The following is a 23135-nucleotide window of genomic DNA, read 5'->3' on the forward strand; positions in this document are numbered from 1 at the left end:
TCGGTTGGACTTGGTAAGACGAATTGCTGCATCCCCACCCCACTTTTGGTTGCTGCGAGGGCGCCCCGATGCGAAGCTCCAGGCTGTGTACCAAAACCCCTCGCAGAAAGGGGGTTGGTCTCCTTTGACGGCTGCGGACTCCACTTCCACCAGCTCTGGGACCTACCGGACACCGGCGCGGATTACGTGTGTTGCAGCACGCGCGCCACGATGAGGGCCGATCCCGCTGAGCGCGGGATCGGCCCTCACGTGTGTACGGCGGGGCAGCCGCGCTGAGCATCCCGGCCGACAGACACCGGCTGCGGGCTCCGGGGCCACGGGGGCCCGCACGTGCTCCGTCTGCCGGACAAGCGCTGGCTTGAGTTAGGGGCGGCGCTCGCCCGGGCCGCGCACCGCTGCGGGGCCGGCCGGACGCGGCCACTGCGCCGACGGTGCGGACGGCCTTGTTGCTGCCGTCCGCACCGCGGCGTCCCGGGCGGCCGCCTCACGCGCGTGCTGCTGTGGGGCCTGGGCGGCGATCTGGCGCCGGAGCTGGGCTTCGGAGCGCAGCGCCTCGGCCGTGCTGCGGGCGGCCGAGGCGCGGGCGCCCAGTTGCACGCTCTGGGTGCGGGCTTGCTGGACGGCGGCGGCCTGGTCGGCGTCGATCCGTTCGGCGATCTGCGGCAGTTGCGCCCGGACGCTCGCGTACTGGCGGCGCACCCCGGCGGGACCGGCCGCCGGATCCGCCGGTCCGGCCAGATCGCGCAGCAGGGCCGCGTAGGGGGAGGCAGCGACCAGCTGGGCGGCGCGGCGCTGGGCCTGTTCGGCGGCGTTCTGGGCCTGCTGGGCCTGGTCGGCGGCGGCCGTCAGCTGCCCGGTGTAGTGGGTGATCAACTGTTCCTGTTCGGCCCGGGAGGTGCCTGCCATCCGCAGCGCGAGACGGCCGCGTCCGGCCGTCTGCGCCACCTGGTCGCGGATCTGGCTGGCCTCGGCGGCCGCCGCCCGGGCCTCGGCGGCCCGCGCGAAGTCGTGTTCCGCTGCCGCCATCAGCTGCTCGGCCTGGATCAGGACGGCCGCTGCGGCAGCGGTGATCTGCTGGCCGGGCGAGGGCCGGGCAGCCAGCGCGGCCGCGCCCTCCCGAGCGGTGCGGGCCTGCTCGGCGCCCAGCCGCTCGGCCTCGTCGGCCTGCCGCTCCGCCTGGGCGGCCTGGGCCTCCAACCGGGAGGCGGGCAGCGCCCCGTACGGGCGCGCCCCGCGGTCGTCCCACCGGGCAAAGAGCTCCTCGGCCGGGACCGTATCGGCGGGCGCGGCCATCGGCTCGGGGGCCGGGCGCAGCTGGTCCAACACCATGCCCGAGGGCCGGTCCTGGCGCAGCAGCGCGGCGTACGCGTTCAGGGCGCGCTCCAGTGCCTCCGCCTCGCTGGCCGGCTGTCCGAACTGCTTGCGGGTCTTCTCGTCCTCCAGAGCCGCCACGGGCAGCCAGAGGTGATTTTCCAGGCGGGCGCGGGTGATCCCGGGGTAGGCGCTGTAGGCGTTGGCGCCCAGCGCGTACAGCAGACTGACGTCGACGGTCAGGCCCTGGGAGGCGGTCACCGTCATCGCGTAGCCGAGGCTGAGCGCGCCCTGGGTGATCTGGCCGGGCGTCACCCAGGCCTGGTGGAAGCTCTTCTGCCCGTCGGGGTGGGTGCGCCGCCAGGTGATCTGGACTTGGTGGTCGTCGCTCATCGCGGTGACGACGGCGCGGTAGCCGTTGAGGACGTCGGGGCCCTCGCCCCGGCGGGAGCGGTAGTCGTTGGCCCGCACCCGGACCAGGTCGCCGACCGCGAGGGTGAGTTTGCCGCCGCGCGGCAGGGCGTAGGTGTGGGCGGTGCCGAGCTCGCCGGCCGCCCGCCGGATCGCCTGGGCTCCGTGGTTGAGGGCGGCCACATCGCTGTTGCGGGCGGCCAGCACCACCAGGCCGTCCAGCACGTCGTGCGGGTCCGTCCACCGGGTGCGGCGCTCGGCCCATGCTTCCAGGACTCCCGCCCGGGCCTGGTCGGGGGTGTCGGTGGCGTGGACCCGCTGGCCGGTGGCGAGCTGCTGTAGGGCGCGCTCGCGGCCTTCGGGGCTGGTGCGCCAGGCCTCCAGTGCGGCCTTCTCGATCTGGTCTTGCTGGCGGCGGTTGACGGTCAGACGGGCGCCCCCGACGATCCGGTGGACCTCGGCCCAGCCGCCACCGGGCCCGATGGCCTGCAGCTGCTGCGGGTCGCCCACGCCGATCACCTTGGTGCCGGTGCGGGCCGCCTCGGTGAGCAGGATCGCCAGCGCGCGGTCGTCGGTCATGACCGCCTCGTCGATGACGAGCACGTCCAGGCCGCGCAGCCCCGCGCCGGAGTTGATGCGCTCCAGCCAGGAGGCCAGAGTCCGGGCCGGGATGCCGGAGCCCTCCTGCAGATTGGCTGCGGCGACCGCCGACAGGGCGGTGCCCGCGTATGTCATGCCGACGGCGTCCCAGCCGATCCGGCAGGCCGCCATCAGGCTCGTCTTGCCCGCGCCGGCCACGCCCTCGATGGCGTCGATGCCGTGACCGGTCGTCAGGAGCCGCTGCACGGCGCCGCGCTGCTCGGCGCCGAGTGTGAACCCGGAGGCGACTTCGAACACCGACAGGGCCGCGGCTGCCTGCTCGGCGCTCAGCTGTGCGGTGCCGTCGCCGTACCGGGCCCGGGCCTGGTCGACGATGGTCTGTTCCGCGGCCACGATGTCCTGGGTGGTGAACCGCTCCGCGTTCGACAGCAGCCCCGCGCCGCGCGGCGGTAGCGGGACCGCATAGCCCTTCACCTCGAGCACCCGGTCCGCAAGCCGCCCCAGGTCCTCGGCGGGCAGCCCATACGGGCAGGAGTTGGCGACCGCTGCCAGCAGCTGGGCGCGGGAGAACTCCTTGTCGTGGGCGGTCAGTCCGTGCTGCGGGTCGAAGACCTGGGCTGCGATCTGGTCCGGCGGCGGCACCGGCGGCAGGCCCGGCCCGGTGAAGGCGGCCGCGGCGCCGCCGGACGGGCCGGGGGCGGCGGCCGCGACCATCGCCTCCACGTCGATGCCCAGTTCCTCGGCCTGGCAGCGCCAGTCGGCCCGCAGGTCCAGGTTCCCGGTGTCGTGCTTGGCGTGTCTCGTTTGTGCCGAGACACGCAGCTTCTCCTCCCGGCTCGCGTGCGCTCCGGCGATCGCATCGACGTCGGCGGCCCGCCGTGAGAAGTGCGTGCGCAGCTGTACCGGGATGCCCACGATCTCCCAGGCGCCGGTGTGCGCGTCCTGCTCATAGCGCACCCCGAACCGCTCGGCGGCCAGGGCCCGCACCCGCGCCTTGAACAGGGCGTCGAACGCGCGGACATGGCGGTGCAGATCCATGCCGCCGTTCGCGATCGCCCGCCACTCCCCATCTTCGCAGCGCGCCAGATTGAGGATCATGAGATGCAGGTGAAGATGCGGATCGCCCAGCACATCGTCGTCGACCGGGCGGGCCGACTGGTGCTCCATGCTCCAGCCCAACAGGCCGCCCGTGGCGATCCGGTGCAGGCTCCCGTCCTCGCTCGCCAGCCCGTAGCCGATCCACTGCTCCAGCTCCCCGAAGGCCTCCCGCTTGGCCTGGTGGACCAGCGCCCGCCACTCCGTCTCGCGCTCCGGGCCGAGCAGCGCCCACAGCACCGAGGCGGACTTGGGGAGGTCGGCGACCACGTCGTACGCACGGATCCGGACGTTGACCCGCTCGTCCTGATGGGCGCGCGCCTGGGCGAGTTCGCCGGCCTCGTAGACGTCCTCCAGCCGCACCCCGGCCGCCCGGGCGAGCCGGTGCAGCGAGTCGACCTGAAGGCGGTGCCGCTCGCCTTTCTGGTGCACCATCCGCGCGAGCGCCGCGTACTTGGCGGCTTGCTTCGGCTTCCCGGCGAACAGCGCGGCCGCCTCCACTCCGGCGGCGGCCGCGGCCTTCTCGATCGCCTCGACGAGCGGGGCGCCGACCAGCCGGGCGCGCGGGTGGGCGCGCAGTTCGGGCTCGACCAGTCGCTCACCGGTCCGCGGATCCACGCCGTTCGCCAGCCTGCGCGCGGCCTCCTTGCCGGCCTCGTCCAGCACCGTGCCAGGAGTCAGCCCGACCGCCGGAAGGCCCTCGCCGATCCACACCAGACCGGAGTCCCCGGCACTGTCCATCCGGTAGTCGACCTGTCGGTCACTCCCCTGCTGCGGCGCCTGCGCAAGGCCCTCGCCGTCCTGCTGGACGTAACAACCGGAATGCTGGCTCAGGCGGTACTCGACCTGCTCTTCGTTCACGATGCGCGTGACCCAGGCCAAGATGCCGCCCTCCCTTCCTCAGCCATCGCCAGCCCTTCGCGGCGGAGCCGAAAGGGACGTACCTTTGTCCATCTACTTTGATCTTAGAGGGTTAGTCGTGATCCCGGCAGGCAACAGGAATCAGACTGACCCTCTAAGGGCTGAATGGGGTGTGGCGAGGCGAGTCGGACATGAGCCGAGAAGCGAGATCAACCGGAAGGTGTCCGACAGCACGGCGCCGAGGAATGCGCCGCGGGACGCAGCGCTGCGGACCAGTGGCTCGTTCGGAGGGAATTGCGGGCGGCTGCTTGAAGCGGCCTAGGCTGTCGCGTACGCGGCAACGACGGGAGGAGGGGCCATGGGCACCGACGGCGGGGACCTGGACGACGCGACGCGAAGCCTGTACATCGAGGCGTACACGCGGTGGCGGGAGGCGGACCCGCTCACCCTCACCCTGAACCGCCAGGATGCCTGGCTGGTCATGACGGCTCTTCAGCAGGCGCGGGCCCTGCCTGCGGTGGAGGCCGGCGGTGTAATGGCCGCGCGCCTGGAGGCGGTCGGCCGGGCGCTGCAGGAGCAGGTCTGCGACGTGCCGGAGCTGTACACGCTCGCCGAGGCGGGCTGGCGCCGCGCCCGGTGAGAAAGCTCCGGCCGGGGCGACCCCCCGGCCGGAGCCGGGCGGGCTACAGGGTCGGCCACGGGGCGACGTCGCAGACCTCGGTGATCAGGCCTTCGACCGTCGCGGCGAGCTCGTAGTAGCAGTACCCGGCGTCGTACGCCGCCCGGTCCGTGGGGCACTTGCCGTCCGGGTGGACGATGCAGCGGAACATCGGGGTGTTCGCGGCGTCCATGGTGTCTCCTTCGAGGTCGGGGCCGTTGTCCTGATGGGCAACGCCCAGCACGGTTCTGCCTGGGCTGTCCAGGTGGAGCGCCCCACTGGACGAACGACCTGGACAGCCCAGGCAGGTTCGTGCTGCCCTCGGGCATCAGGACAACGGCGCCGACCGGGAGCAACCACCGACCACGGAGCCTCCGCCCACCGGCCCGCACGGACCACCGGCCTCAGCCACCGACGGCTCACGCGTGGCCCCCCGTGGTGGTGCGGTGGGCCGCAGCGTGCGGGCGGCGGCTTCCCGGCGTACTCGATCACGGGACACCTCATGGGCGCGCCGCCATTGGGGGAGCGTCAGGGCGTAGGCCGCGGCCCAGTCCAGGGCGGTTTGCACCCGGCTGCCGCGCTCGACCCGGGAGACCGTCTGCCAGGAGACACCGATGCGGGCGGCCATCTCCTGCTGGGTGAGGTCGAGGCCGCGGCGGATGTCGGCCAGGGATGCGTCCTCGAGGGGAAGCGGGAGCTGGAGCTCGTGCACGGGCACGCCCAGGGCCGTGGCCAGGGCTCGGGCGACGCGGGTGCGCGGCTGGCGCACCCCCGACTCGGCGGCAAGCAGCGTGTTGGGGGCGACCTGTGCGGCGGCGGCCAGAGTCCTGATGGAGCGGCCGGAACCGAGACGCAGGGCGCGGCAGCGCGCCCCGTTGAACAGCATCGAAAGCTCTCCTCAAGGTCGGGATTCACAAGGCCGGTGAGCCGACTTGGCTCAGCACCGCGTCGGCGGCCTGCGCCTCTCAGTCGACGGTGAGCGTCCGCCGGGGGGCAGCAGTGACCAACCTGACCCAGGAAAGGGCCGCTGGCCGCACCTGCCAGCAAGGTGTGAATAACATCCATAAGACCCTCTGCCAGCCCGCCTTGCGGTAAGGCTCATTGAGGGTCGTGTCCGGCGGCGGTGCGGGCTCGAGTAGGTGTGGCAGGGCTCAACCCTAGGCGCGAAGCGCCTAGGGCCCGCGTGGAACGCGGCACTGCGCCTACTGCCGACGCGCAGCGTCGGGCCCTGCCGTGACGTCGCCTCCAGGCGCGAAGCGCCTGCGTTCCGCGTGGAACGCGGCACTGCGGCACGGTCATTGGGTGCTCCAAGCTGTCGGAGCGGGCCCGCGAATTTGCCCTGGTGCTCGTGCCCTCATCGGACCTGCTCGCCTAGACCGAGGCCACTGGCTGGGGGCCTTTTCCAACACTGAGGGACCTTCTGACGTGGGACACCACCACGATGTGCTCTATGGTCGGATGCGGCTGAGGGGCAGGCGGCCTCGAGGCCAGAAGGGTGAACTGACCAATGATGGAGAAACATCGAATCGCTGTTTTCGGTGCGGGCTACATCGGCCTCGTGACCGGCGCCTGCTTCGCAAAGCTGGGGCATGACGTCGTCGTCCGCGACATTCAAAAAGAGCGCGTCGAAATTCTCCAGAACGGCGGTGTCCCGATCTATGAGGCTGGGTTGGCCGAGTTGATCGCGGAGAACGCCGACCGTCTGAGGTTCACCCTCGACGCCGAGGAAGCTGTCCGGGATTCGGATGTCGTGTACGTGTGCGTAGATACGCCTTCGACCCTGTCCGGGGACGCTGACCTGTCTAGAATCTGGCAGGTTATCGACACGTTGGGCGAGGCCCGTCATCTGGCTGCCGTGGTGGTCAAGAGCACCGTTCCCGTGGGTACCGGTGCACGGGTCAGAGCCGCGATGGACCAGGCAGGACTCCAACACGTCGGGTATGCCTCGAACCCCGAGTTCACCGCCGAGGGACAGGCGGTGCGCGACTTCCTGCAGCCGGATCGTGTGGTGATTGGCGCCGATGATTCTCGGACCGCAAAGCTGGTCGCTCAGTTGCATGAGGGCGTGGGCGGACCAGTCGTAGAGATGGACGTTCCGTCAGCGGAAATGGTGAAGCTGGCTGCGAACGCCCTGCTGGCTACGAAGATCAGCTTCACCAATGAGATCGCGACGGTCTGCGAGGCGACAGGCGCCGATGTTGAGCAGGTTGTTCATGCGGTGGGCCTCGATCATCGGCTCGGACCGCATTACATGAAGGCCGGTGTGGGGTGGGGCGGCAGCTGCTTCCCCAAGGACTCCAGGGCGTTGCGGGCTATGGCCAGCAACTCTGGATACTCGTTCCAGATGCTCAGCTCCGTGATCGAGGTGAACGACCTCCAGCCACGGCGGGCGGTCCAGCGTTTGAAGGACGAACTGGACGGCACACTCCGTGACCGGACTATCGCTCTCTTGGGCATCACCTTCAAGCCAGGAACGGATGATGTACGCGAGGCCCCGAGCACGATCCTTGCCTCCCGGCTCCTGGCCGAGGGTGCTGCGGTCCGCTGTTGGGATCCGCTTGCCCGTCCGCTCGCTACCGCTCCGTGGTCGTCGGCCACGCGCTACGCCACGCCCCTGGAAGCGATGACCGGTGTGGACGCGGTGGTCATCGTGACGGACTGGCCAGAGCTGCGGGACGTCGACTGGGACCAAGCGGCGGCGGTGATGGCCCGCCCACTGATGTTCGACGGACGCAATCTGCTTGAACCGCAACGGATGGGCTCTCTCGGCTTCACCTACATGAGCGTGGGCCGCAGGACAGTGCGAGGCGCGTGACCTCAGGTCTGCTGGCCTGTTCGGTGATTGTGAGTGTTGCCGAACGGGCCGGAAGACGTAGCTGGGCTGGGTCCGTCGAGATCGACGGACCCAGCCCAGCGTATGGAGGCCGCAGCCGCTATGCGTGGGTCTTGTTCTGAACGCGGTCGTACAGCCACTCCTAGAGCGTGCTGTGAGCGTGTGCGTCAGAGCTGTGTGAGGCGTCGATCAGGTCTCGGACACCTCCTTTGCTGCGGGCTGCGGCGCGGGTGCGCTGCTGTACATGGAGCGCGTGAGCCGGCGGGGGTGAACGCCGTTCTGATAGACGCAGCCGCGATGTGAGACTCGGTCGTTTCGGAAGATCAGCATGTCGCCCGGCTCGAGACGGACCTGCACCCGATGTGTTTCAAGTGCCGGCCCGCGCAGGTAGTCGAGTGCCCTTTGCAGGTCGGGGTTCTCCGGGGTGTTCCAGAGTTCGGTCGGCCCGTCCGAGTAGCGGGTGGCCAGTGTTCCGTCTACCCAGCCGAAGGCTGGCCCTGGGGCGCGTAGGCGGGTGGGGGTTGACTCCGAGATGGTCGCGAAGCGCGTCAAGGCCTCAGGGTGGAGAAGGCTCTTCGCAGCGTCCTCGTCGGTCGCCGACAGGTCCAGGAAGGCGTCGCAGGAGAAGAGCAGTTCCGTCTCGCCGCCGGAATGCGCCTGTGTGAGGCAGTGAAGAATGGTGGTTTTGATTCCGCCGAGTGGTTCCAGTAGCCCGTCTACATGGAAGCGTTGCGCCGGCATCTTGGACCACGGCTGCATTGACTTGTTGTCCCGGGGTATCTCGTTGTACGGCCCCACCTGGCCTACTGCGGAACGGACCTCCGAGTCCTTGTAGAGCAGAGGTGTATAGGCGTCGGGCAGGCCCAGCGATTGGGCGACGCGCCTGTGTGCCTCGAACGGGTCGTCGGCGATCACCGGCGTGGAGATGACCGCGTATCCGCGCGTGGTCACTTCAGATATCAGTTGATGGTCCGTCATGTTCGTTTCCTCTCCTGTTTGTTGGGGTTCGTGGTGGTTTCTATGAGCGGGCACTTGCCTGGGCGTGGTCGTACATCTGTGCGTACCGGTTGGTGATGGTGTGCCAGCCGTAGTGCTGGACGACGAAGTCACGGGCGTTGCGTCCCCGGCGTGCGATCTCCTCGGGGTGGGTGAGGGCGCTCAGCAACGTGGTGTGCAGGTCGTCGGCGTTGCCGGGGGCGGGTAGCCACCCGGTGGGCCGGGGCCCGCCGGGTTGGACGAAGCCGAGCGGGCCGCCGCTGGCCGAGGCCACGACAGGGGTCCCCGAGGCCATCGACTCCAGGTAGACCAGCCCGAAGGGTTCGTTCACGGAAGGGGCCGTGAACAGGTCAGCTGCGGTCAGGCCGTCGACCAGGTCACCATGGGAGCGCCATCCGGCGAAGTACACGTCGTCGGTGATGCCCAAGCGAGAGGCCAGGGTGTGCGGGTGCTCGCCCTCCCACTCACCGGGGTAGCCGCCCAGGACGAGGAGGGCTGGGCGGACCGGTGCGCTCTGCCGGAGGGCGGCGAAGCTGTGCAGCAGCAGGCCCAAATGCTTGAAGTTCAAGAAGCGGCCCATCCACAGCAGCAGGGGGCGCCGTCGGCCGTCGCTGTCGCGGAGCATGCGGTCGATGTCGGACTGCGTGTAGGAGATGGTGCCGGGGCCGTGGTGGGGCAGCCAGCCCTGCGGGTCCTCCACCAGCCAGCGGCGCAGAAGGGCGCGTCGGTCAGTGTCGCTGCAAGTGGGGTCGGGCCGGAATCGGGTGGTGTCGACCCCGTTGGGGATGATTTCCAGTCGATGCTCGGGGACGTGGAGAAGTTCCTGCGCGAGGACGTGGTCCTGCTCAGAGATGACGGCGATGCGCTCGCTGGTCTGAGCGTGTTCCCTTAGCCTCCGGGTCCAGAATTCGGCGTGGGTCCAGTTGTCCCATCGGTCGCGGAGCAACTGTTCGGCGCTGCACGTGGCCGCCTCGTCGCCCTGGCCGATGAGGGAGAGCACTGCGCTCGGGTCTCGCTGGAAGCGATGACCGAGTTCGGCGACGGTCAAACCATGGGCGGCAGCCAGCCGCATGCGGCGCTGCGCAGCCTCGAGAAACTTCAGCTCGGTGCCGTGCAAGGTGCTCACGACGGTGCGGCCCAGCCGGCGGGCGGCGGCGTGCTGGGGTGTGAGGTGGTGCAGGTGGAGCAGGCCGCCCGTGCCGGCGCCGTGTGCGGCGAACTGCCTGGTCCAGTAGTCCTCGATGCGTGTGGTGGTGCAGGGTGACACCGCGGAGAAGAGCCGGTCTGGCACGTCTCCGCGGTCTTCGTAGGAGGGGTGCAGGGGCACGGGTTCGTCCAGGGGGTCGCGGCCGGTGGTGTGGGCGGCGACGGCGGGGCTGTAGTCGGAGACGACCAGGTGGGCCGGGTCGTAGAACGACCATGCGTGCGAGTAGAGCCCGGGTGTGCCAAGTGATCCCGCGAAGACCCGGGCGGGGCGGCCTGCGGCGCGCAGGTGTTCCGTCAGGTACTTCACGACCAGGGATGATCCGCCGCGAGGGTAGAAGAGGATGCCGTGGTCCACGGCGCTTCGGTCAGTCATGGTGGCTCCTTGTCTGCGGATGTGCTGGCGTCAGGGCATGTCGACGAGAACCGATGGGCAGGGGTTCGCATCGTGGTGGCGGGCGGCGATCAGCTCGTACATGGCGGCGAACACCCGGTGGGTGAGGACTTGTCCGTCGAGGAAGGCGATCTTGTCCGTGACGGTCTGTTCCGGGGTACCGCCCGCAGCCATCGTGATGAATGCCGCGGTGATGTCCCGGGGGGTGACGTCGCTGCTCTCGTGCGCGTCGTCGTAGACGGTCTCGAGTCGTCCCGTGCCGCCGACGAGCGGGTTGCGCCGGTGCTCCAGACGGATGCTGTAAGCCTCGCCAACCGCGTCGTTCTTGGTCATGCGCAGGTGCTGGAGGTTGCCCTGATGCAGGTCCATGACGTACTGCGACATCCGCCCCTTCTCGCGGAAGGCGAGAGCGTTCTCAGCGTCGCGGGCCAGCAAACCCACGCTGCGGTTGGAACAGGAGTTGGAGGTGAAGCTGTAGGTGAGGACTCCAAGGGACTGCTGTTGGGAGTTGAGGAGTTCCACGGTGAAGGCGAAGTCCATCTCGGCCAGGGCGATGCGGTCGCTGAGTTCCACCGCCGGGAGTTCGGCCTCGGACAGGGGATGCAGCAGCGTGCCCAGGACGTCGTTGAGTCCGGTCGCCAGGTGGTCGCCGACACGGCGGACGTACTGCAGGGTCAGGCGCAGGCTGGTGATCTGGCCGGGGGCGAGCAGGAGGTAGCGCGTGATCTCGTCGAGGTAGTGGTAGCTGGAGAAGGCGAGCGCGCCCACGCCGTGTGTGTAGCCGTGCGCGTTGCCCAGCGCGTACTCCTCAGGCAGGCGGAAGTTCCCGCCGAAAACGTTGATATGCCCCATGGTCAGGGACTGCTCGTGGGTGTCGTGGACCTCCTGGATCAGCTCGCCGGCGCGCACGAAGGCGTTGTTGGCGCGTCGCCGCAGGGGTACCGCGAACAAGTGGTCGGACTGCGCGCGGTGGGTGTGGAGCAGCGCGTCGAACTGACGGCGGATCTCGGCGGCTCGGTCGGGGTTGAAGGCGGCATCCTCGACGCAGATGATCGGCTTGTCGCACAGCACCTGGATGCCTCGGTCCGTTGCCCACTTCAGGTAGGGGAAGTGGGCAACGGGGTCGCAGGCGACGATGACCACGTCGAAGTGGTTCTCGCGATGAGCCTGCTGCAGTCGACGCTCCAGTGCCTTGGTCGGCTCGCCCTGCTCGGGTCGGATCCATACGGGGTGGTCCTGCGCCACCAGGGAGCGCAGGTGGGGCATGTGCCGCAGCAGCGCCTGGTCGTAGGGGTCGCGGGGGTCACAGATGGCAGCCACGCGAACGGGGAAGCCGTGTTCCTTGAGGGTGAGGATGGCCGGTATGTGGTTCTCGGCTGCGGCCCAGTGGCCGCAGCCGCCGACCAGCAGGATGCTGATCGGTCGCAGTGGGCGTGAAGACATGGTGTTGTCCCTTCAAAGCAGTCCGCCGCCACCCGCTGAAGCGGGTGGCGGCGGATGCGGGTATGGAGTGAGGTGGGTGAGCGGGGCGGGAGTCTGCTCAGAGGTCGAGCAGACTGTGCACCAGGGGCCGCAGGTGGCGACTGCCGCCGGTCTCGAGGGCGTGGTTGCGGATCGTGGCCAGGCTGGTTTCGTCGGTCCGTCGCAGTGCGTCGCGTACATCGGGCAGGTGGGGCACAGCGACTGTGAGGGCGGTGACACCCAGGGATGCCAGGACGACGGCGCCCACGGGATCACCGGCCAGTCCCCCGCACGCGGACACGGCAACGTCGTTGGCGGCGCCGGTCGTAGCCACTGAGCGCACGGTGCGGGTGACGGCGACGTGCAAAGGGTCGATGTCGTGGGCAAGGGCCGGACTCGTACGTGAGGTCGCCGTGAGGTACTGGGTGAGGTCATTCATGCCGATGCTGAGGAAGTCGACGTGTTCGGCGAACTGGTCGACAGCCAAAGCGCAGGCTGGGACCTCGACCATCACTCCCAGGGGGAGGCCGGGGGCTGCCAGCTCGGCTTGGACCTCCCGTGCTATCTGGGCGGCCTGGATGAACTCCTCGATATTGGTCACCATCGGGAACATCAGGCGCAGGCGGGCCCCGTCGTCACGTGCGGCACGGTAGGCCGCCCGCAGTTGCGGCAGGAACAGGTCCCGTCGGCGCAGACTCAGGCGTATGCCCCGCACCCCGAGGAAGGGGTTGTCCTCGCGGGGCAGGCGCAGTTCTGGCATGTCCTTGTCACCTCCGATGTCCAGCGTGCGCAGCGTCACGGGCGCGTCTCCTACGGCACGGGCGATCGTGCGGTAGGTCTGGTAGTGCTGTTCTTCGTCGGTGAGTTTCTGTTCTTCGCCGAGGAACAGCAGCTCGGTGGCGAGGAGACCGATGCCGTGGGCACCGGCTGCGTGCAGCTCGATGGCCTGAGATGCTCGCATGATCGTTCCGGTGAGCGTGACCGGTGTGGTGTCGGCTGCGCTCCCGGCTGTGGATCGGGCGCGGGCCTGTGCGAGGGCATGGTCCCGATAGGCGGTCGCGGCGTGCAGATCGCTGCCTGTCAATCCGGCGTAGAGGGTGCCGGTGTCGCCGTCGAGAGCGCACATCTCGCCCTCTGGGATGGTCAGTACCCCTTCCCCAGCGGCGACCACTGTGGGAATGCCCAGGCTGTAGGCGACCTGCACGGCGTGGGAGGTTGGGCCGCCGGCGCTCGTGCAGAACGCGACGACGTCGTCGAGGTTCAGTGCCGCTGTGTCTGCGGGTGTCAGGTCGCAGGCGATCAGGATGTGGGGCCCGCCGGTGGGCTCCCCGACTCGGGTGTGCAGGTGCCGCGCCGGGGCCACGACGAAGCCGCGGGTGCCACCGACACCGTGGTGAACAGTGGAGCCCTCGATCATGAGGGGCGGGTTGCTCGCGGTCATCGGCCGTCTCCCAGCGCGGGGCGGGTGTAGCCGAGGAGTTCGTGGCTCCAGCCTGCTTCCTGCCAGCGCTGCGGGTTCAGGCAGCGGCGGGCGTCGATGACCGTACGGGGTTCGGCGTGTTCAGTGAGCATGGAGGGGTCGAGGTCGCTGAACTCCTGCCAGTCCGTCAAAACCATGAGGAGGTCGGCCCCCTCGACGGCGTCCTGCGCGGTGTCCACCACCGTGAGGTCGGGATGGCGCCGGTTGACCAGGTCGTTGACGCTCGGGTCGTAGAGGCGCACCGTCGCTCCGGCCTGATGCAGTCGCACGGCTACGTCGAGGGCGGGCGAGTCGCTGATGTCGCCCACGCCGGGCTTGAAGCTGGCGCCCCACACCGCGACAGTCGCGTCGGCCAGGTCCCCGAGGACGGCGCGCGCGTGGTCGACTGCCATGGTCCGGCGGTCGGTGTTGGCCTCGTCGACGAGCATGAGGAATCGGGCCGTCGCGTGGGCTCCGAGTTCCTCTGCCCGGTCGGCAAAGGCGCGGATGTCCTTGCCCAGGCAGGAGCCGCCCCATCCAAGGCCGGGCGTCAACCCGAAGTCGCCGATGCGGGGGTCCAGGCCCAGGGAGTGGGAGACGACAGTCATGTCCGCGCCAGCGGCCCGGCACATGTTGTCCACGAGGTTGATGAACGACATCTTCGTCGACAGGAAGGCGTTGGCCGCGGCCTTCGTCAGGTCCGCCGTGACGAAGTCGGTGACGAGCAGCTCGGCCCCGGCGTCCACGAACGGGGCCCATGCCCGACGAGCGACGGCCTCGACTACCTCACGGTCGGTAGGCGAGGTGCCGAGTACGAGCCGGGCCGGACGCAGCGTCGTCTCCATGGACAGGGCCTCGCGCAGGAAGTCCGGGCTCCACCCGATCCGCAGCTCCACACCCGACGGCGCGACGTCGGCAGCCAGGGCGGCCATCCGCTCCGCGGTGCCGACCGGGACGGTCGACTTTCCGATGAGGACGACGTCGCGGGTCAGCCGTCGGGCGATCTGCCGGATGCTGTCCTCAACGGCCGTGACATCCATCGTCGCGCCGTCCTGCTTCTGCGGTGTCGGCACGGCGAGGAAGAAAAGCTCACCGTGGGCGACCGCCTCGTCGAAGGAGCCGGTGAACCGCAGCCGGCCCGCATCGACGTTCTTGCGGATGTAGTCGGTCACGCCGGGCTCGTCGAACGGGCAGCGGCTGTCTTGGAGCGCTGCGAGCGCCTCCGGGTTGACCTCCACGCCCAAGACGTCGTGTCCCATTTCAGCCAGCGCGACGGTGTAGGGGGTGCCCAGTCGGCCGCACCCGATGACGGTGATCTTCATGAGTTCTCCAGGAGTCCTGTGGTGATTGGGCGGCCGCCGCTGTCGCGGCGGCCGGTGACTCAGGTCGGTTAGCGGGATTCGGGGCGACGCCCCACGATCACCGCGGCCTGCAGGGTGGTGGCGAACAGCCCGCTGGGCTGCACAGCGCTCAGCGTCGATCGAAGATCCGCCTCAAACGCCTCTTGCCTCTCACCGAGGGTGGCCGCCGATGAGTAGGCGAAGGTGCGTTGCAGGCCCACGAGTTCGTCCAGGGTGTACTCGCGCTGGTAGTCGGCCCTCAGCACGGACACGCGGTTGAACGGCGACGCACGCACCATCGCCTCGTGTCCGACCTGAGGGCGGATGTACGGGGTGCTCGGCCCCGCTAGATCGGCGGCGCCGAGGTGCTTTTCACGGAGCTTGACCAGCAGCGGGTGCCACCATTCCCGCTGTGTCTCGGGGGCCCGGTAGCCGACGACGGCGACAAATCCGCCCGGCCTTACGACCTTGTCGAGGGCCGTGAGGACCTGCTGGCGATCGAGCCAGTGGAAGGCGTCGGCGATAACTGCGCCGTCGAAGGTACCCAGGCGGTCGTGCTGTCCCACCGTGGTGGCGTCTGCGCGCCGCCACTCGACCGCCTCGGAGACGCCCCGCTGCTCGGCCCATGTGCGGCCCTCGTCCAGCATCTCCTGCGATGCGTCCACGCCTGTGATGTGCATCCCGCGCTCGGCCAGGTCCAGCGCGAGGGTTCCGGGGCCGCAGCCCAGATCCAGGATGCGGGCGGTCGGTGAGGGGCACTGGTGGGTCAGGTAGTCGATGACCGCGGTGTCGTGCCGGCGACGGAACTCAACGTAGGGCTTTCCGCAGGAGGCGAAGATTGCTGCGGGATTCGCGTACATCGCGCTGTTGTGGGTGGTGGGCTCCTGTGGGTCCCTCGCGGGTGCCGTGGAGTTCGTCGGGTCGATCATGTTGTCTCTTACTCCCTGAAAGACTGTGAGGCACTGGACCGGCTACCGCTGGTCAGGTGCCTCGCCGGGAGCCCTTCCCGGCACGGGCCGACCGGCGTGTGAGGGAGGGATTTGCCAGGTGGAGCGCCCGCAGCGAAGCAAGGACGAACGACCTGGCAAATCCCTCCCTCACACGCCAGGCTCGAGTGCCGGGAAGGGTTCGGCGGGCACTGATTTGGTGGTCGCCGGTCCGGTGTTCACAGCCGCGCCGGTCGTTTCGGGCCCGCCGACTTGTCGGCGGGCCCGAAACGACCGGCGCGGGAGTTTTTCTTATGCGGTATGTAGGTTTTTGTTGTTTTGGGTCTCCGTCTTGAGGCGTCAGTCCGGCGTAGAGCCAGGTGCGTCCGTTGAACACCGCTTTCTGCTGGGGTGTTTGACGCGGTGGGGTCCGGCAGCGGTGCGGGTTTCGGCGTAGGTCCAGATGTCGGCGCGGCGGTACCAGCGTCGTAGGCGGCCACTGGGAAGTGACTCTTCTTGGACCGGCTGGGGCCAGCCGCGCGGCATGCGCTTGGGGTAGTGGGCGATGCTGACTGGTGCGACGCCGAGGACGCGGGCGACCTCAGCCAAGGTCAGCAGGTCATCGGGGTCCCCGCTGCGGTCGACGTCGAGTTCGCGTCGCTGGGTCCGCTTTTTGTAGTCGGTGTACCAGGCTTCCCACTGGTCGGAGTCCCAGTACATGACGCGGTCAAGTGTCTTGATGGGTGCGGGGTGTCCGTTTTCTTCTCTCAGTGCCCACAGGCGCTCGAGGGTACTGCGTGCCAGGCCGTGGCGTTCTTGGAGGTCGGCGCGTGAGACCAGGCCTTCGGTGTTCCGCCGTTCCTGGTACCAGTGGTCCCATTCGGCTGCGTCCCAGAAGAGTTCGACGCCTTGTGCGCCGGCTGCTTCCGGGTGACCGGTCCACCGGCGGTTGCGGTACCACTCTTCGAGTGGGGAGAGTGCCATGCCGTACTTGGTCATCAGGTCACGGCGGGTGTAGACCTCACGTCCGTTGAGTGTTGTCATAGTCGCTTTCCTGGTGTGTCGGTCGGAGGGCGGCCCAGGATGTCGCTCGGTGAGGCCGGGACATTGCCTAGGATGTTGGTGTCGCTTCTTGGAATGGGCTTTCTTGACTTGCCCTCGGGCCAGGAGGCGTAGGGCGGCTGGCGGGCTGCCAGAGTTTTTCCCGTCAGCCGCCCGCCATCTGCTGTCATGGCTGGACGAGCAGCTGGCATCCCCCTTCACTTACCTTAATTATGCCATCTCATTCGGAAGTCTGGGGTTGCGTCGGGCTCGTGAGGTACGAGTGGGCCCGACGCCGGCGGGGGTGGCTGTCAGGGCGCGCCAGCGTTCTGACGGCCACCCCCGCCATCGAAGCAGTCGCGCCCCCGCGGGGCGCGTCCTTGGTCCGGTGCTCCGTCGGGTGCGGCTGGAGCGAAGCGGAAGCCGGGCCCGACGGAAACGCGCCGGACCAGATTGAGCCGCCCCCGGCGGGGGCGTCCTTTTTCCGCGCCGACGGCGCAGGGGCAGTCGCGCCCCCGCGGGGCGCGTCCTTGGTCCGGTGCTCCGTCGGGTGCGGCTGGAGCGAAGCGGAAGCCGGGCCCGACGGAAACGCGCCGGACCAGATTGAGCCGCCCCCGGCGGGGGCGTCCTTTTTCCGCGCCGACGGCGCAGGGCAGTCGCGCCCCCGCGGGGCGCGTCCTTGGTCCGCTGCTCCGTCGGGTGCGGCTGGAGCGAAGCGGAAGCCGGGCCCGACGGAAACGCGCCGGACCAGATTGAGCCGCCCCCGGCGGGGGCGTCCTTTTTCCGCGCCGACGGCGCAGGGCAGTCGCGCCCCCGCGGGGCGCGTCCTTGGTCCGCTGCGGGCCGACACCCTTGGGGCGGGGAGCTCCCCGCCCCAAGGAGCACGCGATTAGCTCGCGATGTTCGGCAGGGTGATGGATCGGGCCCGGATCGCGACCGTGTTGACCCAGTCTCCGTTCTCGTTCTTGTAGTTGCTGAACCACTCGTCGGCGACGTCGACGGTCACCTGTGCCTGCTCTTTCGTGATGTCCTGCGGCCCGTTGGGGAAGGCGTTCTGAAGCGTCTTGATGTCCTCACCCTCGGCGTACACCTCAAACTCGCGCGGTACACGTGCGTCCAGGAACTCGTCAGTCACGGCGAGAATCACCAGCTTGAACATGAGGTGGAGGTTCTCTTCCTTGTCCCGCCTCTCCATGAACGGCGTCCGGGGAGAGATGAACCCCTTCCTCTCGCCAAAGCTGCTCGCGTGCACGGACTTCGCGGGGACCTTGTTGAGTGCCACGTTTTCCCTCTTCTCTCGACTCTTCTCGGGTCTGCGTCGAAAGTTCCTGCCAGGTCCCTTTCGACATCCCCTATACTGCCAGCTTTTGAGGAAGTTGTCTGTGTCGCAGGTCACACTAGGTGGGGAATTCCATGTGCCCTAGGTCACATCCACCCGGTCGATGCTGCACCTGCCCAACGGCCAGAGGGGTTGGGGGAGTGTTTGACCGGGAGTCTGCCGAGTGGGCCGGGGCATGAGTAGGGGGCCATTACACTCGTCCGGAATGGAGAGGGCGGTAGCCCTCACCTCGACGCAGTCGGCGCTCGGCCCCCTGCTCTTGCCCCGGGAGGGACCCGCTCGGCGGACTCCCGGTTAAAGACTCCCTCAGCCCCGGCCCACCGGAGCACCACCCTGCGAGCCCGGCGCGAAGCGCCGGGAAACCGCGTGAAACGCGGCACTCCCCCACCTCCCGCGCGCAGCGCGGGACACACCCGCGCAGCCGGGCACTCCGTATAGGGCGCAATGTGCCCAACCCGGTCAGAATTGCCGCATGTTGGGCGATGTCGAGCAGCACAGCGGACTTCTTACCGAACAACGAGAGCTGACTGCGGCAAGCCTCAGTCACGCAAGAGGCGCCGATCAAACCGACGCCCCGGATATCTACCAGCCCACGGCTGGCCATCTCGAACCGATCGCAGCCTGCGCGCTGTTGGCAGCACTCGTGGTGTTGCCGTGAGGCGGCACCTGTTCCTTCCTCGACAGGAGGGGCGGTCATCTCGGCCTGACGTGTTCTGCATCCCAACCCCGGGGCTACATCGGCGTGGTGTGACAAGAACACCCGAAGGCTTAGTAAAGTTATGCCTCATGAGCATCCCGAACCCCCGAGGGGAGCGAGAGAAGCTAATCACCTCTCTCACCCCACAGTTGCGTCGTCTCCTGAAAATCCGTGCATTCGAGCATGGAATGGACATCCAGGACGCGGCCGAGCACGCCATCAAGGCCTGGTACACGGCAACGGACCTGCCCGAGGTGAAAACTGACGGGGCGAAAACCTGGGGGACCTTCCTCCCTCTGGGCGAGCCGGACAGTTTCAAGACCGCGTGTACGGAGCGCGGCGTCACCTATGTGCAGGGCCTCGCCCAGGCGTTGACGCTCTGGCTGGACGCCCACCCCTCCCCCACTGCGCCACTGATCTCCCAGCCCGTGGTACGGGTCATAGTGGCCAACCAGAAGGGTGGAGTGGGCAAGACCTTCATCTCCTCTGGCATCGCCCAGGCGCTCGCCGAGTCGGGTTATCGAGTGCTGCTGGTCGACTACGACCCCCAGGGCCACCTCACCGCGGAACTGGGCTTCGAGGACCTCATGTACGAGGAGGACGTCGAAACGCTGCTCATGCACATGGAGGGCAACGCGAAGGGCGACATCCACGACCTGCTAGTCGCCCTGGACCAGGACCGCTTCGGCGAACGTCTCCACCTGCTGCCAGCCTCTGACGATGCCTTCCTGCGGGACGTCTCGCTGTCCAAGGTCAGCTTCAGCGAGGCGGCCCTGGAGCGTGCCCTGGAGCCGCTGGAGGAGGACTATGACGTCGTCATCATTGACGGGCCGCCGAGCCTCGGCCTGAACATGGACACTGCCCTGTACTACGTGCGTCGCCGCGATGGCGAACTCGCGGACCGGTCGGGCGTCATCACCCCTGTCTGGGCCAACAAGGCGTCCCATCGCGCCTTTCGGCTGCTCAAGTCCCAGATGGACGATCTCTGCACGAAGGGCCGTATCCAGGTCGACTACCTCGGCCTGGTCGTCAACGCCTACGACAGCCGGCGCGGCAAGCTCGTGAAGGAGAACAAGGACCAGTGGGAGCTCAGCGCCTCCCCCGCTGTCCTGGCAGTCATCGGTGATCTCAAGGAAGGTCGCGAGGCCGCCGACGGCGAGATCCCGCTGCTTGAGTACGCACCCGATAGTGAACACGCGCAGGCAATGCGCGACCTGGCCAAGGAGCTCGCCGTATGACACCCCCTCAGCAGCGCGTCACCCGCGGCTTCAGCATCGGGGGAGACGGTCAGGACGACGCGAAGCCCGTGCCGCGCCGTGTCCGTACCCGCCAGCAGATCATGGCTGGCGAAGGCAAGAGGCCGCCGGCGGCGGTGGAGCTGAAACAGCTCGCGCACAATCCCCTCAATCCGCGCGAAGAGCTCACCGAGATCGACGAGACGGCCGAGTCTCTGCGTGAGAAGGGCCAGCTGCAGCCCATCGCGGTCGTGCGGCGGGCGGCGTTCCTTGCCGTACACGGCGGCGAGGAGGCTGCTCTCGGTGATGCCGAGTACGTCGTCATCGACGGCAACCGGCGCCTGGCCGCTGCGAAGGCGGCAGGCCTGAACGAGCTGCGGATCGACGTTAACGACGGCCTGGCGACCAGTGCGGCGGACATCCTCGAATCCGCGCTGATCGCCAACATTCACCGCGTCGATGTGGCTCCGCTGGATCAGGCCCGGGCCATTCAGGAACTCCTGACCGCGCACGGTAGCCAGGAGAAGGTCGCCAAGCGGCTCGGGAAGTCGGGGGCGTGGGTCTCCCAGCGGCTCGCTCTCCTGGAGCTGAAGGAGGACTTGCAGGAGAAGGTGGAGTCGGGTGAGCTGAAGGTGAAGGATGCCCGGCGGATCGGGCGGCTCCCTGCCGACCAACAGGATGCTGAAGCGGCCGCCACTCTTAACCGGGTTAAGGCTCCTCGCAAGCCAAGGGCCGCAACGCCGGCTCGGGAAGCGTCATCGCCCGCGGCTCCTGTACCGGGCCAAGCCGCTCTCCCTCAGGACTCCTCCGCGCCGGATCGCACTCTTAACCCGGTTAAGGCCACGGCAGCCGAGAAGGTCGTCCAAGACCTCCCGTCGGACTCGCGCGCTGCGGACCAGACCCTTAACCCGGTTAAGACTGGCCTCATCGACGAGGTCGTCCCGGACCTTCCGTGGGATAGCCCTGCATGGTTCGACGCGCAGCTCCGGCAGCGCATGACGGCGGAACATCGCGATCAGCTCGTCCTGCTCCTCATGGCTGACGATTCCTGATACGGCTGCTTCGCTCTGCACCGGTTATGGGGCCCCGCCGGGCTCCTCGCTTTCGGATCGCGCGCCACGCTGGAGGATCAGGAGAAGCGGCTACCGATTGCCAGTACAGGGCCCCGTCGCTTCTCCGGGCCACGGACCGCCAGCCGTTCGGGCTTCATCTGGCACACCCACGGATGAGGGTTTCCGCCCTTGACCTCGCCGCTTCGCGCAACCCGGATATTGAGGGCGTGACACGCCGTCAAAAGTGACCACAGAAATGTATCTTTCCCGGTATCTTCTATGCCCAAGGGAGGTTCACGATGCCGAAGTTGCTCGATGCGGTATCCGAGCTGTTGGAGTTGCCCTCCGAGCTGCCTCCGCCGCCCGTGCGAGGGCGGCTCCGCAAGGCTCATCGTCTGACGCAGCAGCAGGTTGCCAATGCGATGGGGGTGAAGCGGCTCGCCGTGGCTCGCTGGGAGTCTGGAGCGGCTGAGCCGCGTGCTCCGCATCGTGAGGCATACGTGCAGCTGCTGCAGGAGCTCTCCGCGAAGTACCCCAATGCTGCTTCAGTCTCTGCCCCGTCCAAGAGCTAGGAACGATCATGAGAAGGGCAGATCCGCCCTGAAAACGCTGAAGCGGCCCCGTCGCCACAACGGGACCGCTTCCTAGCGATCGACTCGTCCCTTCCAAGAACCCGAGTCGTGAGCAGCGAGGTGACCTCGTCTGCCGGGTGAAGCCCGGGGGCCCGAGGGCCCACGTGGTCACCGATACCCAGAATAAGCGTCCCGCCACACGGGATGCCACATCTGTCGGCACCGAGAATCCTCACATTGGGCATTTTCTATCCCTTTGAGCGGTGCTTCGCTCGGCTCACGACTCCCCGACCCTCCGGGGAGACCAGGACAAATGCACCCCCAGCTCGGCCTCGGCAAAGTCCCGGCCGCACTGTCACAGACCACGGCTCTGACTCTGCCTCAGCACGGCACGGCCGCACCCTTCTCGCGTATCGCGACGGCGGTGGCCCGTTGAGGAAGCGCGCCAGCCGTCCGCCCCGGTTCGTCGCTGTCGACAACCGCGCGGTCGACACGATCCACTCCGTTCTTGCCGTCGGACTCCTCACGATCCTGGCCCGGGCCAGGGACGGTGACGACGTCACCGTCGAAGGCATTTCCAAGGCCCGCAGAGAAGGCCGCGAGGCCCTCTCTGGAGCGATGCGCGCCTTGGTCCAGGACGGCTACGTCGTGAAGCTCAAGATCCAGCTCCAGGACGGCATCTGGAACGAGGACGAAGGCAAGTGGGAGATCCGGGCCGGCGGCTGGATCACCGAGTTCAACGCCGACACCATCCCGTTCACCCGCGAGGACGTCGCCGAGATGCTGGCGGAGACCGAGAACGCCCGGGCCATCCGCGTAGAGCCGGAGTGGCTCGACCCCCGCGACGAAGCTGACACCACCCCGCCGGCCAAGCTGAAGAACAAGGCGCGGCTCGTCCGGAAGCCACAGCCCAAGCCGGGCCCTGAACAGCCTCAGCACGACCGACCTACGGAAACCCGTAACTCGGTGGCGACCAGGCAAAACAGGGCATCGCCGCAGGTGGCACCGACCGACGGGTTTCCGGCGGCCGGTGAACCGGCGGCCGGTGAACCGGCGGCCGGTGAACCGACCGCCGGAAACGCGGCGGCTCTATATAGGAAGAAGACTTCTCTTCAAGACTCTCTCTCCTCTGACTCCTCGTCCGACACTGGTGTTTCAGGCGAGAGAGAGACTTCGGCTGCGCCGGACAGCACCGCCTCGGCGTCACCTGCCGTCGTCGGACCAGATGCTGCGGCTGATGCGTGGGTGGCTGCCCGGCAGCGGCTAGGCCGTCCTGTACCTCCGGCCGGTCCTGCCGCAGTTCGCCGCAATGCAGTCCGTGCGATCGAGGCCGGCCTTGCTCTGCACGACGTCATTGCTGCTGCTGCCGATATGGCGGCCGACGACCGGTTCCGCGACCCGGCTAAGCACCTGGAGCACTGGGCGCCGCCCGTGTCTGCTGTTCCCGGCCCTCGGAAAGACGGCCGCGTTGCCGGGCATCCGCTGCCTGACTGCCCCGACTGCTATGGCTCGGGATGGACCGAGGACCTCAGCGACCGCTGTCACTGCATGCTGCAGCCTGCTGTGAGCTGACTACGCAAACGGAAGCGGCGACCACTCCCGTCAAGAACTGGCCGCCGCAGGTGATACCCAACCGAGAAGGAAGAGATCA

18 protein-coding genes are annotated in these 23135 nt (G+C 68.4%); 7 read left to right on the forward strand and 11 right to left on the reverse strand.

Features of this window, described 5'->3' with window-relative positions:
- Positions 1-363: 363 nt before the first annotated feature.
- Positions 364-4299, reverse strand: a complete 3936-nt coding sequence (gene mobF / locus IE206_RS37535) for a MobF family relaxase (protein WP_189970403.1) — start codon at positions 4297-4299, stop codon at positions 364-366.
- Positions 4300-4636: 337 nt separating this feature from the next.
- Here mobF and IE206_RS37540 point away from each other — a divergent pair, with 337 nt between their 5' ends.
- Complete coding sequence (locus IE206_RS37540) at positions 4637-4918, forward strand: hypothetical protein (RefSeq protein ID WP_189970405.1); 282 nt, start codon at positions 4637-4639, stop codon at positions 4916-4918.
- A 43-nt stretch (positions 4919-4961) separates the two neighbouring features.
- On the opposite strand, the gene IE206_RS37545 is transcribed toward IE206_RS37540, so the two are convergent.
- Positions 4962-5129 carry a hypothetical protein gene (locus tag IE206_RS37545; protein WP_189970408.1) on the reverse strand — a complete coding sequence of 56 codons (168 nt, stop codon included), beginning with the start codon at positions 5127-5129 and terminating at the stop codon, positions 4962-4964.
- Between the two features lie 135 nt (positions 5130-5264).
- Positions 5265-5822: a helix-turn-helix transcriptional regulator gene (locus IE206_RS37550; protein WP_189970410.1), complete on the reverse strand. Its 558-nt coding sequence runs from the start codon at positions 5820-5822 to the stop codon at positions 5265-5267.
- Between the two features lie 621 nt (positions 5823-6443).
- On the opposite strand from IE206_RS37550, the gene IE206_RS37555 reads away from it, so the two are divergent.
- Entirely contained in the window at positions 6444-7751 is a 1308-nt protein-coding gene (locus IE206_RS37555; RefSeq protein ID WP_189970411.1) for a UDP-glucose dehydrogenase family protein, read from the forward strand.
- A 207-nt stretch (positions 7752-7958) separates the two neighbouring features.
- Here IE206_RS37555 and IE206_RS37560 read toward each other — a convergent pair whose 3' ends face one another.
- The 8 genes from IE206_RS37560 to IE206_RS37595 form a co-directional block, all read right to left on the reverse strand.
- Positions 7959-8747: a TauD/TfdA family dioxygenase gene (locus IE206_RS37560; RefSeq protein WP_189970413.1), complete on the reverse strand. Its 789-nt coding sequence runs from the start codon at positions 8745-8747 to the stop codon at positions 7959-7961.
- A gap of 40 nt (positions 8748-8787) precedes the next feature.
- Entirely contained in the window at positions 8788-10344 is a 1557-nt protein-coding gene (locus IE206_RS37565; RefSeq protein WP_189970415.1) for a glycosyltransferase family 4 protein, read from the reverse strand.
- 30 nt (positions 10345-10374) lie between these two features.
- Positions 10375-11805, reverse strand: coding sequence for a Gfo/Idh/MocA family oxidoreductase (locus IE206_RS37570; protein WP_189970417.1), 1431 nt, complete (start codon positions 11803-11805; stop codon positions 10375-10377).
- A 97-nt stretch (positions 11806-11902) separates the two neighbouring features.
- Positions 11903-13264 carry a putative PEP-binding protein gene (locus IE206_RS37575; protein ID WP_189970419.1) on the reverse strand — a complete coding sequence of 454 codons (1362 nt, stop codon included), beginning with the start codon at positions 13262-13264 and terminating at the stop codon, positions 11903-11905.
- Positions 13261-14604 (reverse strand): UDP-glucose dehydrogenase family protein, encoded by a 1344-nt coding sequence (locus tag IE206_RS37580; RefSeq protein ID WP_226598850.1) that lies wholly within the window; start codon positions 14602-14604, stop codon positions 13261-13263. Before IE206_RS37580 ends, IE206_RS37575 begins: the two co-directional genes overlap by 4 nt.
- Positions 14605-14672: 68 nt before the next feature.
- The gene (locus IE206_RS37585; RefSeq protein ID WP_189970422.1) at positions 14673-15551 is read right to left on the reverse strand and encodes a class I SAM-dependent methyltransferase; all 879 of its coding nucleotides are present in this window, start codon (positions 15549-15551) and stop codon (positions 14673-14675) included.
- A 357-nt stretch (positions 15552-15908) separates the two neighbouring features.
- The gene (locus IE206_RS37590) at positions 15909-16547 is read right to left on the reverse strand and encodes a hypothetical protein (protein WP_189970424.1); all 639 of its coding nucleotides are present in this window, start codon (positions 16545-16547) and stop codon (positions 15909-15911) included.
- Positions 16548-17478: 931 nt separating this feature from the next.
- Positions 17479-17871, reverse strand: coding sequence for a hypothetical protein (locus IE206_RS37595; protein ID WP_189970426.1), 393 nt, complete (start codon positions 17869-17871; stop codon positions 17479-17481).
- A 529-nt stretch (positions 17872-18400) separates the two neighbouring features.
- Between IE206_RS37595 and IE206_RS37600 the strand changes: the two genes are divergently transcribed.
- The 5 genes from IE206_RS37600 (at position 18401) to IE206_RS37620 (ending at position 23056) form a co-directional block, all read left to right on the forward strand.
- Entirely contained in the window at positions 18401-18586 is a 186-nt protein-coding gene (locus tag IE206_RS37600) for a hypothetical protein (RefSeq protein WP_189970428.1), read from the forward strand.
- A 227-nt stretch (positions 18587-18813) separates the two neighbouring features.
- Positions 18814-19863 (forward strand): ParA family protein, encoded by a 1050-nt coding sequence (locus tag IE206_RS37605; RefSeq protein WP_444545519.1) that lies wholly within the window; start codon positions 18814-18816, stop codon positions 19861-19863.
- Positions 19860-20912 (forward strand): ParB/RepB/Spo0J family partition protein, encoded by a 1053-nt coding sequence (locus tag IE206_RS37610; protein ID WP_189970431.1) that lies wholly within the window; start codon positions 19860-19862, stop codon positions 20910-20912. The genes IE206_RS37605 and IE206_RS37610 overlap by 4 nt, the downstream gene beginning before the upstream one ends.
- A 299-nt stretch (positions 20913-21211) precedes the next feature.
- Positions 21212-21484, forward strand: a complete 273-nt coding sequence (locus IE206_RS43315) for a helix-turn-helix domain-containing protein (protein ID WP_189970433.1) — start codon at positions 21212-21214, stop codon at positions 21482-21484.
- 432 nt (positions 21485-21916) lie between these two features.
- The gene (locus tag IE206_RS37620; RefSeq protein ID WP_189970435.1) at positions 21917-23056 is read left to right on the forward strand and encodes a hypothetical protein; all 1140 of its coding nucleotides are present in this window, start codon (positions 21917-21919) and stop codon (positions 23054-23056) included.
- Positions 23057-23135: the final 79 nt, after the last annotated feature.

The sequence above is a fragment of the Streptomyces violascens genome (genome assembly GCF_014649955.1).
Lineage (GTDB): Bacteria > Actinomycetota > Actinomycetes > Streptomycetales > Streptomycetaceae > Streptomyces > Streptomyces violascens.